Genomic DNA, 17517 nt, shown 5'->3' with positions numbered 1-17517 from the left:
GGTGCGCCTAATCCGCGAGCAGGGCCGCCTCGAACGCCACCCAGGGCAGCATGGCGCACTTGACCCGGGCCGGGTAACGCGAGACGCCGGCGAAGGCGGCAGCGTCGCCGAGCACCTCCTCGTCGGGCTCGATCGTGCCGCGCGAGCGCAGCATCTCGCGGAAGGTGTTCAGCACGGCCCGCGCGGTGGCGACGTTCTCGCCCCGCACGGTGTCGTGCAGCACGGATGCCGAGGCCATCGAAATGGAGCATCCGTCGCCGGCCCAGGCGAACTCTTCGATCACGGCGTCGTCGGCAGGCTCGCCGGCCGACTCGGGCGAGCCGCCGGGTTCCCCGGCGCGCACACCGATGCGCACGGTCACCTCGTCGCCGCAGGTCGTGTTCACCTGGTGCGACTCGGTCACGCGCAACCCGGCACCCGCACCGGCAGGAGAATCGGCGCCAAGAGAGGCTCCGGCAGCAGTCCCGGCTGCCTCAAGCGGTGGCAGCCCGCCCGCCGGTGCGCCGTTCCGGGACTTGGCGTGGTCGAGGATGATCTGCTGGTAGAGCTGCTGCATGGCGCTTTGGGTCATGATCTCACTCCGAAGAACGGGGCCACCTCGGCCAGGGTCGCCAGGAACCGGTCCACCTCGTCGGTGGTGGTGTACAGGTAGGTGCTCGCGCGGGTCGACGCGGTCACGCCGAGCCGGCGGTGCAACGGCTGGGCGCAGTGGTGCCCGACGCGCACCGCGATTCCGGCCTCGTCGAGGTACTGACCGACATCGTGGGCGTGCACCCCGGCCAGGTCGAAACTGGCCAGACCGATGCGGTCGACTCCGGCGGGCGGCCCGAGCAGACGCACCCCGGGGATGTCCGCGAGCCCGGCCACGAGGCGTTGCCCCAGTTCGGCCTCGCGTGCGGCAACGCGTTCCATGCCGGTCTCGGTCAGGTAGTCGACCGCAGCGGCGAGGGCGATCGCCTGGGAGATGCGCTGGGTTCCGGCCTCGAACCGCTGCGGCGGGGCGAGGAACTCGGCGGTGTGCATGTCCACGGTGGTGATCATGGACCCGCCGGTCAGGAACGGCGGCATCCCCGCGAGCAGCTCGGCCTTGCCGTAGAGCACACCGATGCCGGTCGGGCCGAGCATCTTGTGCCCGGAGAACACGGCGAAGTCCACGTCGAGGGCGGCGACATCCACCGGCAGGTGCGGCACCGACTGGCAGGCGTCCAGCAGCACCAGCGCGCCCACCGAGCGGGCCAGCGCCACGAGCTCGGCGACCGGGTTGATGGTGCCCACCACATTGGAGGCGTGGGTGACCGCGAGCAGGCGGGTGCGGGCTCCGACGATACCCGCCGCCGCGCCCAGATCGAGGGTGCCGTCATCTCGGACCGGGATGAACCGCAGGGTCGCGCCGGTGCGCAACGCGAGCTGCTGCCACGGAATCAGGTTGGCGTGGTGCTCCATCTCGGTGACGACGATCTCGTCCCCGGCGCCGAGCGCGAACCGCTTCGCTTCCGGGCCGCCGAGCCCGAGGGACGCGTTCGAGAACGAGTAGGCGACGAGGTTGATGCCCTCGGTCGCGTTCGACGTCCAGACGATCTCAGCGGCCTGCGCGCCGATGAACGCGGCCACGGTCGCCCGGGCCGCCTCGAACGTCTCCGTGGCGCCGAACGCGAGGGTGTGGGCCCCCCGGTGCACGGCCGCATTGCGCTGCTCGTAGAACTCCTGCTCGGCCTCCATCACGCTGAGCGGGTTCTGCGAGGTCGCGCCCGAGTCGAGGTAGTTGAGCGGATGCCCGTTGACCAGCTGGTCGAGGATCGGGAAGTCGTTGCGGATGCGATCGACTTCCTCGTCCGTCAGCGGGCGAGCGTTCGCACGGGTGGACGGTGAAGCGGAAGACGTCATTTCTCCAGCGTATTCCCTCCTCCGGGCAATGCACACCGACCGCATCACACACCGATGATCGGTGCGGAATCCGGCCCTCCACCCGGCATTGCCGGCCCCGCCGACAGGTCGAGCCCGAACGTCAGTGCCCGGGTGAACTCCGTCTGCGGATGCGCGAACACCGCGCGGGTCGGCCCCTCCTCGATGATGCGCCCGCCCTGCAGCACGATCACCCGGTCGGCCAGCGCGAGGGCGTCGAGCGGGTCGTGGGTGACCAGGATGACGGACCGATCGAAAAGCACCCGGTGCAGCAGCCGTCGCTGCGCGGGCACCGCGGTCACGTCGAGCGCGGTCATCGGCTCGTCCAGCAGCAGCAGCCGGGGACTGGCCGCGAGGGCCCGGGCCACGGCAACCCGCTGAGCCTGGCCGCCGGACAGCCTCCCGGGCCGCCGGTCGGCGAGCTCGGAGACCTCGGCGGCGGACAGCCACTCGTCGGCGAGCCGCCGCGAGGCCGCCCGGGACTCCCCCGCGCTACGCGGACCGAACGCCACGTTGTCACGCACGCTCAGGTGCGGGAAGAGCAGCGGCTCCTGGGCCAGCAGCACCGTGCGGCGGGCGTGCGGCGGCAGGAACGTGTCGGGCCGCACGGCGCCGCCACCGCCGGCACCGCCGGCCGCCAGGTCGAACAGCACCTGCCCGTCGAGGGTGGCCCGGCCCGAATCGGGTCGCAGCAGGCCCGCGCACAGCTCGACGACGGTGGATTTGCCGGCGCCGTTGGAGCCGAGCAGTGCCACCGTCTCGCCCGGCGACACGGTGAAGGCGACCTCCAGCCCGCGCCGGCGCATCACGGCGGCCAGTTCGAGGGTCATGACAGTCCCCGCGGCCGATGCGTGGCCACCATCACGATCAGGGCCACGGCCACGAGCAGAAGGGCGAGGGCGACGGCCGCATCGGCATCCGTCTCCCGTTGCAGGTAGATCTCGAGTGGCAACGTGCGGGTGACTCCCTGCAGGCTGCCGGCAAAGGTGAGGGTCGCGCCGAACTCGCCGAGCGCACGCGCGAACGCGAGCACCGCACCGGCGACCAGGCCTGGCAGCACCAGCGGCAGCGTCACCCGCCGGAAGACCGTGCCGGGGGTGGCGCCGAGCGTGGCGGCGACCGCCTCGAAGCGCGCGCCGGAGGCCCGCAGGGTGGCCTCGACGCTCAGCACCAGGAACGGCAGCGCCACGAAGGTCTGCGCGAGCACGACGGCCGTGGTCGAGAACGCGATCTGAATACCGAGAACCTCGAAGGTCTCGCCGAGCAGTCCTCGGCGCCCGAAGGTCGACAGCAAGGCGATTCCACCCACGACCGGCGGCAGTACGAGCGGCAGCAGCACGACGGCGCGCACCAGGCGCTGCCCGGGAAACCGGCTACGGGCCAGGGCGAGGGCCATCGGCACGCCGAACACCAGGCAGAGCACGGTGCTCATCGCGGCGGTGCGCAGGCTGAGCAGCAGCGCCGCGACCGCCGCTTCGGACGTCACGAGGGCGCCGAACCGGGACCAGTCCACGCGCAGGGTCATGCCCACGATCGGCAGCACGATGAACAGTGCGCCGACGGCAGCCAGGATGAGCGTCCAGCGGGGCACCCCGAACGTCACCCGGCCGTCGCGGGAGCCGTCGGAAGAGCCGTCGCGGGAGCCGTCGGGAGAGCCGTCGCGGGATCCCGCGCGACGGGTCGTCCCCTCTCGGTGCGGTGCCCTGTCGCGGCGCCCCGCAGACTCACGGCGCGCCAAAACCGGCCGCCCCGAGCACGTTCTGACCGGTCGCCCCGGTCACGAACCGGGCGAAGGATGCCCCGAGCCGCGCCCGCTCACTGCCCGCCACGACCGCGATCGGGTATTCGTTCACGGCCTGATCGGCCTCGGGCACGGGGATGCCGAGAACCGAGTCGCCGGCGGAGGCGACGTCGGTCACGTAGACGAGTCCGGCATCCGCCTGGCCGCTCGTGACCTTGCCGAGCACATCGGTGACGGCGTTCTCCTCGCTCACCGGGGCGAGCGTGACGCCGGCGGCGGCCTCGAGCGCCGGCAGCGCGGCGCCGCACGGCACCTGCGGCGCGCAGACCACGACGTCGACGCCCGGCGCGGCGAGGTCGGCGAAGGAGGTGATGCGGGCCGGGTTGTCGGCGGGCACGGCGATCATCAGGGTGTTGGTGGCGAAGACCGCGGGGCTGCCGTCGACGAGCCCATCACGGCTGAGCTGGACCATATTCGACCGGTCGGCCGCCGCGAACACGTCCGCCGGGGCTCCCTCCCGGATCTGGGTCACCAGATCGGCCGAGCCGGCGAAGTTGAGTGCGACCGTCACGCCGGGATTGGCCTCCTCGAACCGGTCGGCCAGCTCGGTGAAGGTCTCGGTGAGGGATGCCGCGGCGAACACGGTGAGCGTCTCGCCCTGCCCCGCGGCGTTGTCGGTGCCGGGCGTTGCCCCGGCGGTTCCCGCACAGCCGGCCAGCACGACGGATGCCGCCGCCAGCCCGAGCGCGACCCGCACGCTCCGGGCCCAGGTCACGACAGACCCTTCGGGGTTTCAACGATCACGGTGGTGGCCTTGACCACGGCCACCGCCACCGACCCCGGCACCAGGCCGAGGTCCTGCACGGCCTCGGTGCTCATCAGGGACACCACCCGGTGGGGGCCGCACTGCAGCTCGACCTGGCTCATCACCGGGTCGCTCACCACCCGGGTGACCAAGCCGACGAAACGGTTGCGGGCTGAACTCACGGTCGTGGACGGATCGGCGGGCGACGACGCGTTCTCCCGGGCCAGCGCGGTGTCGCGGGCCAGGCGTGCCAGGTCGGATCCGTCGACGACCATGCGTCCGGCGTCGTCGGTGCTCGCGGCGAGCGCCCCATTGTCGATCCAGCGCCGCAGAGTGTCGTCGCTGACGCCGAGGTACCCGGCGGCTTCCTTGATCCGTATTTGCGACATGAGGAGCATCTTATTACCGCATTTGCGGAATAGACAGGGCGCGGGACGGAAACACAGCACCTGCAATGGGGCCGGCACGCGCAGTGAGGCAGGATGGAGCGCGTGACCGCCGCAGCGAACCATCCGTCGACTCCGTTCCAGCCAGCCGTGCCGACCGAACCGCGACCGCCCCGCACCGCGCAGGTCATCGTCGCCTCCACGCGCGCCGCGGCCGGCGTCTACCCGGATCGCACCGGACCCGTCATCGACGCCTGGCTGACGGAGCGCGGCTTCACCCTCGGCGAGCGCCGCGTGGTGCCCGACGGCGATCCGGTCGGCGCCGCTTTGATCGAGGCCATCGACGCGGGCGTGGACCTGGTGATCACCACGGGCGGCACGGGTGTCAGCCCGCACGATCTCACGCCGGAGCAGACCCTCCCGCAGCTCGACCGGCTGCTCCCCGGGCTGATGGAGGAATTCCGCCGGCGCGGCGCAGCATCCACCCCTCTGGCCGTGATCTCGCGCGGCCACGCCGGGATCGCCCGCGGGCGCACCCTGGTGATCAACCTCCCGGGCTCCCCCAACGGCGTGAGGGATGGCCTGGGTCTCCTCACCGAGGTGGTCGACCACATCCTCGACCAGCTCCACGGCGTCGACCACTAGCCCTGCCCGACTGGCCCCTCCAGCCCCCGCCCGAACGAATTCGACGGAGATTTTGGCCAGGCCGGCCCAAAACGGTCCCACAACGCGCGTTCAGCTCATAATCTCCGTCGAATTGGTTCACCACCGGGCGCCTCCGTACCTGTGCCCTCCGCGCACACGGGGCGGCTTGCCGTGAGGATGCCGCGAGCGAGCGCGTCGACTCGCGGGGCGCTCCGGGGCAGGCGGATAATTCAGGGTGTCGACCTGCACCGCGCGGTCGAGTGAGGGAAACGATGGACCTCAACACCGTGCTCACGATCACCTCCGCCCGTCACCGTGACGACCTGGCGCACCTCGGCACCCAGGTGGCCCCGCTCGCCGGCGGCTCCGACCTCTTCGCAGACCCGCAGACCCACCTGACCGGCCTGGTCGACCTGCAGACCCTGGGCTGGCCTGCCCTGACCCTGACGACGGATGCCGGCGGTCCGGTCACAGCATCCGACACCACCCCCGGCCTGACCATCGCCGCCACCTGCACCATCGCCGAACTCTCCCGGTTGGAAGCCGCGCCCGGTTGGACCGCGCATCCGCTGCTCCACCAGTGCTGCACCGCCCTCTACGGCTCGTTCAAGATCTGGAACGTCGCCACCGTCGGCGGCAATCTCTGCGCCTCCCTCCCGGCCGGCCCGATGACCAGTCTGGCCGCCGCCCTCGACGCGGAGGTGTTGATCTGGCGCCGTGACGGCAGCGACGAACGGATGCCCGCAGCGGCCTTCGTCACCGGCAACACCACCAACGTGCTCGGCACCGGCGATGTGCTGCGGTCCATCCACGTGCCGGCCTCCTCGCTGGCGGCCCGCACCGCCTACCGCAAGATCGCCCTCTCCCCGCTCGGCCGCTCCGGCGCCGTGCTGATCGGCCGGCTCGACCTGGATTCGGGTTTCGTGCTCACCGTCACCGCCGGCACCGTGCGCCCGGTGCAGCTGCGCCACGACTCCCTACCCGACGCGGCCACACTCGCCCGCGACATCGCCGCGATCGACTGCTGGTTCACGGATGCCCACGGCGCCGCCGACTGGCGCCGCGCCGTGAGCGGCGTGCTGGCCGAGGAGATCCGGGCCGAACTGGACAACGCCGAACCGGGCGACGCCGAACCGGGCAACGCCGAACCGGGCAACGCCGAACCGGACGACGCCGAACCGGACGACGCCGAACCGGACGACGCCGAACCGGGCGACGCCGAACCGGCACAGGGGGACCGCTCATGAGACTGCAGATCAACGGCGAACCCGTCGACGCGTCCCCGGCCCCCGGGCAGTGCCTGCGCTCCTTCATCCGCGACCAGGAGCATTTCGAGGTCAAGAAGGGCTGCGACACGGGCGACTGCGGCGCCTGCTCCGTGCTGATCGACGGCACTCCGGTGCACTCCTGCCTTTACCCGGCGTTCCGCGCCGAGGGCACGCAGGTCACGACCGTGGCCGGGCTCGGCCTGCCCGGCGACCTGGCCAAGGTCCAGCAGCGCTTCGTCGACGCCGCCGGGTTCCAGTGCGGGTTCTGCACCGCCGGCATGATCGTGACCGCGTCGACCCTGACCGAGAGCGACCTTGACGATCTCCCGCGGCTGCTGAAGGGCAACCTGTGCCGCTGCACCGGCTACCGCGCCATCGAGGACGCCATCCGCGGCGCCCACACCCCGGTCAACGGCTCAGCCGCCACAGCAGGCCCTGACGCCACAGCAGACCCTGAGAGCCGCCTCGGCCCGATCATCACAACCGGTCCACGCCCCGGCACGGTCGGCACCTCCCTGGCTGCCCCGGCCGGCGAACGCGTGGTGAGTGGGCAGGAGCCGTACACCCTCGACGTCACGGTGCCCGGCCTGCTGCACCTCAGCGTGCTGCAGAGCACGCAGGCGCACGCACGCATCCGTTCGATCAGGACCGACGCGGCCGCCGCCCTGCCCGGGGTGCACGCCGTGCTCACCCACGCCGACTCCCCCGCCACCCTGTTCTCCACCGCCCGGCACGAGGACCGCCTCGACGACCCCGACGACACCCTCGTGCTCGATTCGGTCGTGCGGTTCCGCGGCCAGCGGGTCGCGGCCGTGGTCGCCGACACCCTGGCCGTCGCCGAGGCGGCCTGCCGCCTGATCGAGATCGACTACGAGCCGCTCCCCGCCGTCTTCGACCCGCACACCGCTCTCCGGCCTGGCGCTCCCCTGGTGCACGGGGACAAGGACGCCGCCGCGAGCCGGCTGGCCGACCCGGCCCGCAACCTGGTGGCCGAGCTGCACGGCGAATACGGCGACATCGCGGCCGGACTGGCAGGCGCCACCCAGATCGTGAGCGGAACCTGGCAGACCCAGCGGGTGGCGCACACCCATCTGGAGACGCACGCGACCATCGGCTGGCTGGAGGATGAGCGCCTGATCCTGCGCACCAGCTCCCAGGTGCCGTTCCTGGTGCACCGGGAGATCTGCCGCCTGTTCGACCTCGACCCGGAGCGGCTGCGCGTGTTCACGGCCCGGGTCGGCGGCGGCTTCGGCGGCAAGCAGGAGATCCTGACCGAGGACATCGTCGCCCTCGCCGTGCTGAAGACCGGACGGCCCGTGCAGTACGAGTTCAGCCGCTCCGACGAGTTCACCCTCTCCCCGGCCCGGCACCCCATGCAGATCCAGGTCACCCTCGGCGCCGACGACGCCGGACGCCTGACCGCCCTGAAGCTCGGCGTGCTCGCCGACACCGGCGCCTACGGCAACCATGCACCCGGCGTGATGTTCCACGGCAGCTCCGAATCGGTCAGCCTCTACCGGGTGCCCAACAAGCGGGTGGATGCCCAGAGTGTTTACACGAACAACCTCCCGTCGGGCGCCTTCCGCGGCTACGGTCTCGGCCAGGTCATCTTCGGGGTCGAATCCGCGCTCGACGAGCTCGCCCGCACGGTCGGGCTCAACCCGTTCGATCTGCGCAGGCTCAACTCGGTCGGCCCGACCGACCCGCTCGTGGTCACCCACGTCGAGGGCCCGGACCTCATTTTCGGCAGCTACGGCCTCGACCAGTGCCTCGACCTCGCCCAGGCCGCCCTGGCCCGCGGCAACGACGCCGCCGTGCCTCCCGGCGAGCACTGGAAGGTGGGCGAGGGAATGGCCACCGCCATGATCGCGACCACCCCGCCGCGCGGGCACTACGCGCAGGCCTCGGTGAACCTGGACAACGTGACGCTCGACGCTATGGGCTACACCGTGCGGGTCGGAACGGCCGAGTTCGGCAACGGCACCACCACGGTGCACGCGCAACTGGCCGCCACCGCCCTGAACACGACTGGCGACCGCATCCGGATCCTGCAATCCGACACGGATGCGATCGGCTACGACACGGGCGCGTTCGGCTCCGCGGGCGTCGTCGTCGCCGGCAAGGCCGTGCTCGCGGCGGCGAACGACCTGGCCGGCACGCTGAAGCAGGCCGCGACCGACCTGCACGGGGACATCCCCGCCGACTCCTGGACGCTCGAGCCCGACGGCCTCCGCAGCGGGGAGACGTTCGTGACGCTGGCGGAGCTGGCCGGCAGGGCGGCGGCTCCCGGGGCATCCGTTCTCCGCGGTGTCGGCGCCGAAGACGGCGCACGGCGCTCGGTGGCGTTCAACGTGCACGCGTTCCGGGTGGCCGTGGACACGCAGACCGGCGAGGTGCGCATCCTGCAATCGATCCAGGCCGCGGATGCCGGGGTCGTGATGAACCCGGAGCAGTGCCGCGGCCAGATCGAGGGTGGGGTCGCGCAGGCGATCGGCACCGCGCTCTACGAGGAGGTCATCCTCGACGGCGCGGGCACCGTGACCACGAGCGTGCTCCGGAACTACCACATCCCGCAGCTGGCCGACCTGCCCGTGACCGAGGTGTACTTCGCGGAGACTCACGACGTGCTCGGCCCGTTCGGGGCGAAGTCGATGAGCGAGTCGCCCTACAACCCGGTGGCGCCGGCGCTGGCGAACGCGGTGCGCGACGCCATCGGCATCCGTCCCACCGAACTGCCGATGTCGCGCGACCGGATCTGGCGGCTGCTGCACCCCGTTCTCTCCTGAACGGGGTGCAGCGACGGGGTGCGATCCGCGGGCTACCGCTTCTTCGCCGTCCGCTCCTGCGCGTCGACGAGCACGGCGACCGTGCGGGCGGGAACGGTGACCGTTCCGGTTGCCGCATCCCACGTCGTTGTCTTGACGAGCGCATCCGTCCCGGCGGCCTGGATGCCGCTGAGGGCGTAGCCGCGCCCGGCCAGCTCGTCGAGCCGGATCGTCTGGGGTTCGGGGCTGGCGTTGAAGAGCACCAGCAGCCCGTCCAGTTTCTTGTCGACGTCGGTTCCCACGGTGTCGTCGACGCTCATCGCGATGACGCCGGGGGTGGCGTCCGGTCCGCCGGCCGGGAAGGTCAACTTCTGGTTGATCAGCTTCGCGTCGCCGAGCCGGAACAGCTCGGTCGACTGCTTGAGGCGCAGCAGGTCCTGGGCCTGGGCCGACGCGAACGTGATGTCGTCCGGCGTCGGCTTGAGGGCCGGGTCCTCGAGCAGTGGGCGCATGATGTCCCACTTGTCCTCGTTGGCGGCCGCCGACGGCAGGCCGACGCCGAAGTTGCTGGTCTGGCCGGTCCAGTCGATGCGGTTGAACCAGTCGCCCGAGTTGTAGCTGTCGCGGTCGAGCGACTTCGAGCGCAGCAGGTCGGTTCCAGCGTGCCAGAGCGATGGTGACTGCGACAGGGTCGCGGTGGCGAGCGAGAGGGTGTTCATGCGCACCCGGTCGCTCATCCCGGTGTCGGCCGGTAGCTTGAGGGCGAGCAGGTCGTAGAGCGTCTCGTTGTCGTGCGCGTCGACGTAGTTGATCACCTCGTCCGGCTGGTCCGCGTACCCGGCCGGCGACCCGTTGTAGTCGATTTCGTCGCCGCGCTTCACCGTGCCGTCGCTGGTGACGAAGCTGAAGGCGCGCAGGTTCGCGGCCAGGCCGAGCCGCACCAGGTCGCTGGCAACGCCGAGCCTGGCGAGCGCCTCCTCCGGGGTGCCGTTGATCGCCACGCCGTTGGGATCGGTGCCGAGCCCGGTGCCGAAGCCCTGCTGCTGCACGGTGCTGCCGTCGACCGGGCTGCCGCCGTGCACCGCGTCGCGCAGCCGGTCGTTGAACGTGCCGATGCCCGTTCCGCCGAGCTGGCCCTGCGTCGCCTGCTCGAACAGGGCGTTGTTCGCCACCTCGCCGAAGTTCCAGCCCTCGCCGTAGAGGTAGATCGCCTGGCCGTTCACGCCGTCCTTCTTCAGGGTCAGCGTGTCCAGGGCGTCCCGCACTGCCAGCAGGTTGTCCTTCGAGTGGTGGCCCATCAGGTCGAAGCGGAACCCGTCGACCCGGTACTCCCTGGCCCAGAGCACGACGGAGTCGACCATCAGCTTCTCGGCCAGTTCGTGCTCGGTGGCGATGTTCTGGCAGCAGGTGGAGGTCTCGACGGCGCCTTGCGGGTTGAGGCGGTGGTAGTAACCGGGCACGACCTGGTCGAGCACCGATTTCTCACCCTGACCGCTCTGCGCGGTGTGGTTGAACACCTCGTCGAGCACGACCTGCAGGCCGTCCTCGTGCAGGGCGCCCACCATGGTGCGGAACTCGGCTACGCGGGAGCCGCCGTCCGCGTCCACCGCGTAGGAGCCCTCCGGCACCGAGAAGTGGAACGGGTCGTAGCCCCAGTTGAAGCCGTCCTGGTCCCTGATCGCCTGGATGCACGCCTGCTGTTCCGGCGAGGCCGGCCCGAAGGAGGCCAGGTCGCAGGCGGGCACGGCCTGGAGGGCACGGTCCTCCTCGATTGTGGCGATGTCGAAGGTCGGCAGCAGGTGCACGGTGTTGAGCCCGGCAGCCGCCAGCTCGGCCAGGTGCCGGGTTCCCGCGCTGTCCACCCTGAACGCCCCATAGGTGCCGCGGAGCTCGTCCGGCACGGTGTCGTCGGAGATCGAGAAGTCGCGCACGTGCAGTTCATAGATCGACCGGTCGACGGCCTTCTTGATGACCGGCGACTTCGCCTTCTCCCACGCCGTGGGGCGGTAAGCCTTGTCGGCCAGGTCGATCAGCACCGACCGGGTGGAGTTGGGCGTCAGGGCCACCGAGTACGGGTCGGTGACCTGGTTCACCTCGATCGTCCCCGTCGTCGGCGCGAACACCGTGACCTCGAAGACGAAGGATGCGCCGGTCCAGTTCTTGGCGACGGTCGCGGTCCACGTTCCGTCATCCTGGCGCGTCAACGCGATGCGCTCCGGGTCGGCCGTGTCGCCCGCCGTCCAGACGAGCGCGTCGACGTTCTGCGCCGTGGGAGCCCAGACCGCGAGGGTGGGCCGCTTCTTCGACCAGGTGACGCCGAGTGTCCGGTCCGCTGCGGCGTCCGCGTAGAGGTCGTCGAGCACGCCGGGCAGTTGCACGCCCGTGAAGGCGGTGAGGATGCCTGTGGTGTCGTCGGTGCCGGACTGGGCCACCGCCAGCTGGGTGGTGAGCAGCCGTTCCACCTCCGACCGGTCCACACCGACCGGGCGCAGGGCCACGGACCCGGCGAGGGCCGGGAAACGCGCTTTCTCCGCGTCGGAGAGGCCGGCCGGGTCGTACTCGAGGGCGACCGTGTCACCCCCGGTCACCGCACCGTCGGCGACGGCCAGGCCGGCGGCCGCCGAGGAATGCAACGCGAAGCCGAGTGCGGCCGGGTCGGCATTCACGGGCAGCAGGTCACGCGGCCAGGCGAGAGTCTTCTCGCTCACCCAGTGCGCGCGCTGCGCTCCCGTGCCGGCCAGCGGCGGGTCGGTCACCGTGATCGTGAGCACGTGGGCGGCGAGGTCGTAACTGAACAGGGTTTCCTTGCCCTCGGTGGCCGTGAACGACAGGTTCGCGCCGTTCGGCACGCCGTCGGCGCCGTAGTTCTCGTCCCAGCCGAGGTTGTGCGCGACCTTCGCCTCGTACGAGCCGGTCGGCAGGGTGTTCGAACTCAGGGTGAGGATGCCGTCGCCGTTCACGTCCTGCAACCAGGTTGCGAGGCAGTCCGGTTTCCAGTCGCCGGGGCAACCGGCCTCCTCCTGGAAGGACCCGGCCGCGACGACGATATCGCCCGCGGCCGTGCCCTGGAAGAAGTTGTTGCGCGGGTCGTAGTAGAACGTGACCGCACCCCCGGTGGTGGTGTAGCTCACGTTGTCGCCGCCGGGAACGCCGCCGGAACCGTAGTTGAGGTCCCAGGAGCCGTTGACGGCGATCTTGTACTCGTAGTCGCCGGCCGGAAGGTCGAATGTGCCGGCGAAGATGCCGTCGGCTCGGAGGGTCAGTTTCGCGGCCTCGCAGCCGGGCTGCCAGTCCCCGGCACAGCCCATCTCGGAGTTGTGGCTGCCGGCGACCGTGACCAGGTCGATCGCGGTGTCGGGGGTGCCGGTGTCGGCGAGCGAGACGGTGTTGCCGACGGAGACGAAGCTGGACGCCGCGGCCCGCTGGCCGGCGGCATCCGTGGAGACGGCGCGGTATTCGACCAGGGTGCCCGTGGCGAGGCCGGCGGTGTCGTGGAAGACCCGCGGAGTGGTGTCTTCGGCGGTGCCGAGGCTGGTCCACTTCGTGTCCCCTGCGACCCGCCAGGCGAAGCCGGTCTCCTGCCAGGTCCCGTCGTCGACGGTGGCCCCGACGGGTGAGACGCCGGTAACGCCGGCTCCGGCCGCCGGGGCGGCGACCGTGATCGCGGCGGCCGCGGCCGGAGCGCCGACGGGTCGGTCGGCCACGAGCACCACCGATCCGCGGGCCGGCACGGTGACGGCCAGGTCGCCGGTGTCGCCGGATACTGCGGCCGCAGTGTCGCCGAACAGCACCGAGTAGGACGCGTCCGTGGTGAGGGTGGGGATCGTCACGGTTTTCGCCGCGGCCGAGTTGTTGACGGCGACGAGGTGTTCGATCTTCTCCGTGCGGTCGACCCGGCTGAACGCGTAGACGCCGGCCCCGGTGTCGGCGTAACGCTCGATCTGGGCGCCCGTCGCGAGGGCCGGGTGGTCGCTCCGCAGCGCGGAGAGCTCAGCGATCCGACTGTAGAGCGGCGCATCCGTCGCGAACCGGTCGACCGAACCGGCGGTCTCGCCGGTGATCAGCGGCTGGTTCGCGTACTCGGACACCTGGCTGGCGAACAACGACTGACGGGCGTCCTTGTCGCCGCCCGCGCCCATGAAACCCTGCTCGTCGCCGTAGTAGACCACCGGCTGGCCGCGGGTCAGGAACATGAGTTCGTGGGCGAGCACGTCGCGGGCCAGCGGGTCGTCGGTGCCCTTGAGGAAATAGCCGATGCGCCCCATGTCGTGGTTGCCGAGGAAGGTCGGCAGCGCGGAGGCGTTGGAGTCGGGCGTCGTGTAGAGGTCGTCGGAGGCGAACAACTGGCTGAGCCCCTTCGCGGAGTTGCCCGCGGCGAAGCTGGTCGCCTGCGACTGAAATCCGAAGTCCAGCACCGAGTTGAGGTCGGTCTTGCGCACATACGGTGAGGTCTTGGCTGCATCCGCGTCGTAGACCTCGCCGAACATGAAGAAGTCCGGTTTGCCGGCGGCGTGCGCGTAGTCGAGCACCTGCGTGGACCACGTCTCCCAGAACTCGAGGTTGACGTGCTTGACCGTGTCGATGCGGAAGCCGTCGATCCCAAGGTCGACCCAATCCGTGTACACGTCGACGAAGCCGTTGACGACGGCCGGGTTCTCCGTCATCAGGTCGTCGAGGCCGGAGAAGTCGCCGTCGAGGTTGCTCTCGCCCTCGAAGGTCGAGTCGCCCCGGTTGTGGTACAGCGTCGGGTCGTTCAGCCAGGCCGGCACCTTGGCTGCCGCGTCGGCGGCAGAGAGGTACGGCGTGTAGGGGAAGGATGTCGCGTCGAGGGCCGGGAATTCGTCGGTCCCCGCGTAGTCGGCCGGGTCGAAGGGCTCGCCGGCGGCGGTCGTGTAGGGCGACGTGGCCTTGTCGATGTAGGAGTACTGCTTCTCCTCGTTGTCGATGACGTCGGCGGTGTGGTTGGTGATGATGTCGAAGTACACCTTGATGCCGCGCGCGTGCGCGTCGTCGATGAGCGCCTTGAGCTCGGCGTTGGTGCCGAGGTGCGGGTCGATCTGGGTGAAGTCCGTGATCCAGTAGCCGTGGTAGCCCGCGGAAGCGTTCGCGCCCTCACCCTGCACGGCCCGGTTCTTGAACGACGGCGTCAGCCAGAGGGCGCTCGTGCCGAGACCCTCGATGTAGTCGAGCTGGGAACGGAGCCCGGCGAGGTCGCCGCCGTTGTAGAAGCCCTTGTTCGCCGGGTCGTAGCCGGACAGCAGTGGGTCGTCGCCGAGGCCGGCGGTGTTGTTGGCCGGGTCGGCGTCCTTGAACCGGTCGGTCATCACGAAGTAGAACTGCTCGTCGCTGCCGGGCTGGCGGATGGGCGCGGCCGCCAGGGCCTCGTCCTCCGCGGAGTAGGCACCGGCCAGGGAGAGTACCTCGAGGCCGACGCGCTTCCTGCTGAGGTCGAAGGTGAAGCTCAACCGGCTTTCACCGGCGACGGTCAGCGGGATGTTGTCGGCACCACCGTCCAGCCCGTAGGTCTCCTCCCACGTGTCGTTGAGGGCGACCTTGTAGTCGTAGCTGCCGGCCGGCACCGTGAACTCGGCGGACCAGACCCCGTCGACGCCGGTGGGCGCCAGCTCGGTGGACTCGCAGGTCGGTTGCCAGTCTTCCGTGCAGCCCAACTCGCGCTGCAGGCTGCCGACCAGGGCGACCGTCGGGGTGGCGGCGGCCGCGGCGACCTCGGAGAAGGCGAGACCGGAGAGAACGATCGCACCGGCTCCGATCGTGGCCACGATGCGGCGGATGGCCGGGCGGCGTGTAGCGGTGCGTTTCGTCAACAGTGACTCCCCCTGTCTCGCGCCCGGTGGCGCTGAGAACAACAGAAGTGACGCTACTCCGTCGCGTACCGCTTATGCAAGCGTTTGCACACGACGGGTCGGTGCTCGCCCCGACGCGGTGGCCGATCACGTCGAGTCCCGCAATACACTGAACCTATCAACGAACAAAGAACGGGCCTCTTCGTGACACCGTCCAGCCGGGTCTACCGCGGCCACATCTTCCACATCGCCGGATCCCCCACCGTGGCCGACGCCCGCCGGCACCTCGTATCCCTGCCCGATGGTGCCCTCGTGACCACCGATGCGGGCCGGATCGCGTGGGTCGGGTCGTTCGTCGACCTCCCTGCCGTCTACGTGGCCCTGCCCGTCACCGACAACCGGGGCGGCTTCATCCTGCCCGGCTTCGTCGACACGCACCTGCACTTCCCGCAGACCTATTCCACGGATGCCTACGGCGGCGGCCAGTTGCTCGAATGGCTGGACAACTGCGTCTTCCCGGCCGAGGCACGGCTGCACGACCCCGCCTTCGGCGAGCAAATCGCCCGGGACTTCACCCGCCGCCGCATCGCCGCGGGCACGACCAGCGCGCTGGTCTTCGGCTCCGCCTTCCCGCACGCGCAGGACGCCCTCTTCGAGGAATCGCAGCGGGCCGGGCTGCGCCTGGTCAGCGGGCGCGGCATCCAGACCGTCGGTTCCGAGCCCTCGCAGGCGCTGCTCACCAGCGAGGCCGCAGCTCTCGAGCTGGCGACGGATGAGATCGCCCGCTGGCACGCGGTGGACACCGGCGACCCGGCCACCGCGCTGCTCCAGGTGGCGGTGGTCCCGCGGTTCAGCCTGTCGGTCACCCCCACGACCCTGGTCGGACTCGGCGAGCTCTACGACGAGGTGCGTGGCCAGGGCGTGTACTTCCACAGCCATCTGAACGAGAACAACCGGCCGGGCACGGGTGAGATCGACGCCGTGAAATCGGTCTACCAGGTCGACACCTACCTCGACACCTACGACGGCCGGTTTCTGCCGGGGTCGGCACGCGGCGGGTCGAGCCTGCTGGGGCGGCGCAGCATCCTCGCCCACGCCGTGCACTGCGAGGACAGCGAGCTGGCGCGCCTGGCCGAGACGGGAACGAGCGTGGCGCACTGCCCCACGTCGCAGCAGTTCCTGGGCTCGGGCACCATGCCGTGGCTGCGCACGACATCGTTCGGGGTGAATGTGGCGATCGGGTCGGATATCGGCGCGGGCGACGAGTGGCTGATCTCCCGGGTGCTCAACGACTGTTTCAAGGTGCACCTGTCCGAGCCCGGAGAGGCCGGCCTGTCGTTGGACCCGGCCGTCCTGCTGTTCACCGGCACCCTGGCCGGGGCGCGTGCGCTCGACATGGAGGACCGGTTCGGCAACTTCGACGTCGGCAAGGACGCCGACTTCTTGCTGATCGAGCCGGACCGCTGGGAGCCCCTCGCCACGGTGCTCGAGCGCGGCATCCGGGCCGACGACGAGGAGATGGCCACCGACCAGACGCTCTTCGCGCTGCTGCTGGCCCTCCGCCAGCCCGCGATCGCCGGCGTCTTCGTGCGCGGCCGCCGCGTACTCGCCCCCGCCGGACGTTGAGCCCGCCGAACCGCCCGTTGGGCTTGTCGGACCGGTGGTCTCACCCCTCGAAACCGGTGGTTGGGCTTGCCGAACCGGTAGTCTCACCTCTCGAAACCGGTGGTTGGGCCTGCCGAACCGGTAGTCTCACCTCTCGAAACCGGGCGACTCGATCTCCAAACCAGCCCCGGTGGTTGAGCCTGCCGAAACCCGGCGAGTCGACCTCTGAAACGATCTATCGGCATCCGCACCCGCGCTACCTGAAAAGAATTTGGCGACACGCCGTCTTTCCAGGCGCCACAACCGGTGTGTCACGAAAATCTCCGCGTTTACGTCACAGTGCCCGCCATCGACGTAACTACATTCGTAAATTGAGCAAAACTCTTGACTTGGTACTCGAAGTCATTTACTATTAAGGCATGGCAGGAGCCCCCACTCCGCACCACCCCACCACCTCACCGCAGGCGGTGGCTTCCAACGTGCAACTGCCCCTCGTGCAGCTGCCCCTTGTGCAGCGACTGCAGCAGGCGCGTGATCTGGCCGCGTCCGTGCTTGATTCGGTCGCCTTCTCTCTTTTGAGCGAGGCGGAGGCGATG

At 70.4% G+C, this 17517-nt stretch carries 11 protein-coding genes; 4 read left to right on the top strand and 7 right to left on the bottom strand.

What is annotated here, in order from left to right:
- Positions 1-7 precede the first annotated feature (7 nt).
- The 6 genes from sufU to E3T28_RS10395 form a co-directional block, all read right to left on the bottom strand.
- Positions 8-571 (bottom strand): Fe-S cluster assembly sulfur transfer protein SufU, encoded by a 564-nt coding sequence (gene sufU / locus E3T28_RS10420; protein WP_134430663.1) that lies wholly within the window; start codon positions 569-571, stop codon positions 8-10.
- Positions 568-1884, bottom strand: coding sequence for a cysteine desulfurase (locus E3T28_RS10415; RefSeq protein ID WP_134430661.1), 1317 nt, complete (start codon positions 1882-1884; stop codon positions 568-570). The genes sufU and E3T28_RS10415 overlap by 4 nt, the downstream gene beginning before the upstream one ends.
- 44 nt (positions 1885-1928) lie before the next feature.
- The gene (locus tag E3T28_RS10410; RefSeq protein ID WP_134430658.1) at positions 1929-2732 is read right to left on the bottom strand and encodes a sulfate/molybdate ABC transporter ATP-binding protein; all 804 of its coding nucleotides are present in this window, start codon (positions 2730-2732) and stop codon (positions 1929-1931) included.
- A complete protein-coding gene (locus E3T28_RS10405) occupies positions 2729-3505 on the bottom strand; it encodes an ABC transporter permease (protein ID WP_241979286.1) in 777 nt (258 codons plus the stop codon). The genes E3T28_RS10410 and E3T28_RS10405 overlap by 4 nt, the downstream gene beginning before the upstream one ends.
- 121 nt (positions 3506-3626) lie before the next feature.
- On the bottom strand, positions 3627-4418 hold the full coding sequence (modA, locus tag E3T28_RS10400) for a molybdate ABC transporter substrate-binding protein (protein ID WP_134430655.1): 792 nt from the start codon (positions 4416-4418) through the stop codon (positions 3627-3629).
- The gene (locus tag E3T28_RS10395) at positions 4415-4837 is read right to left on the bottom strand and encodes a TOBE domain-containing protein (RefSeq protein WP_134430652.1); all 423 of its coding nucleotides are present in this window, start codon (positions 4835-4837) and stop codon (positions 4415-4417) included. Before E3T28_RS10395 ends, modA begins: the two co-directional genes overlap by 4 nt.
- 102 nt (positions 4838-4939) lie before the next feature.
- On the opposite strand from E3T28_RS10395, the gene E3T28_RS10390 reads away from it, so the two are divergent.
- From E3T28_RS10390 to E3T28_RS10380, 3 genes are all read left to right on the top strand, one after another.
- Complete coding sequence (locus E3T28_RS10390) at positions 4940-5479, top strand: MogA/MoaB family molybdenum cofactor biosynthesis protein (RefSeq protein WP_338145397.1); 540 nt, start codon at positions 4940-4942, stop codon at positions 5477-5479.
- Positions 5480-5751: 272 nt separating this feature from the next.
- Positions 5752-6726: an FAD binding domain-containing protein gene (locus E3T28_RS10385; RefSeq protein WP_134430647.1), complete on the top strand. Its 975-nt coding sequence runs from the start codon at positions 5752-5754 to the stop codon at positions 6724-6726.
- A complete protein-coding gene (locus tag E3T28_RS10380) occupies positions 6723-9533 on the top strand; it encodes a molybdopterin-dependent oxidoreductase (RefSeq protein WP_134430644.1) in 2811 nt (936 codons plus the stop codon). Before E3T28_RS10385 ends, E3T28_RS10380 begins: the two co-directional genes overlap by 4 nt.
- Before the next feature lie 32 nt (positions 9534-9565).
- Here the strand turns inward: E3T28_RS10380 and pulA are convergent, their stop codons facing one another.
- On the bottom strand, positions 9566-15337 hold the full coding sequence (gene pulA / locus E3T28_RS10375; protein ID WP_134430641.1) for a pullulanase-type alpha-1,6-glucosidase: 5772 nt from the start codon (positions 15335-15337) through the stop codon (positions 9566-9568).
- A 183-nt stretch (positions 15338-15520) separates the two neighbouring features.
- On the opposite strand from pulA, the gene E3T28_RS10370 reads away from it, so the two are divergent.
- The gene (locus tag E3T28_RS10370; RefSeq protein WP_134430638.1) at positions 15521-16942 is read left to right on the top strand and encodes an amidohydrolase family protein; all 1422 of its coding nucleotides are present in this window, start codon (positions 15521-15523) and stop codon (positions 16940-16942) included.
- The last annotated feature ends 575 nt before the right edge of the window (positions 16943-17517 follow it).

The sequence above is a fragment of the Cryobacterium sinapicolor genome, assembly GCF_004403465.1.
GTDB lineage: Bacteria > Actinomycetota > Actinomycetes > Actinomycetales > Microbacteriaceae > Cryobacterium > Cryobacterium sinapicolor.
This window is presented reverse-complemented; position numbering and strand designations above follow the sequence as displayed.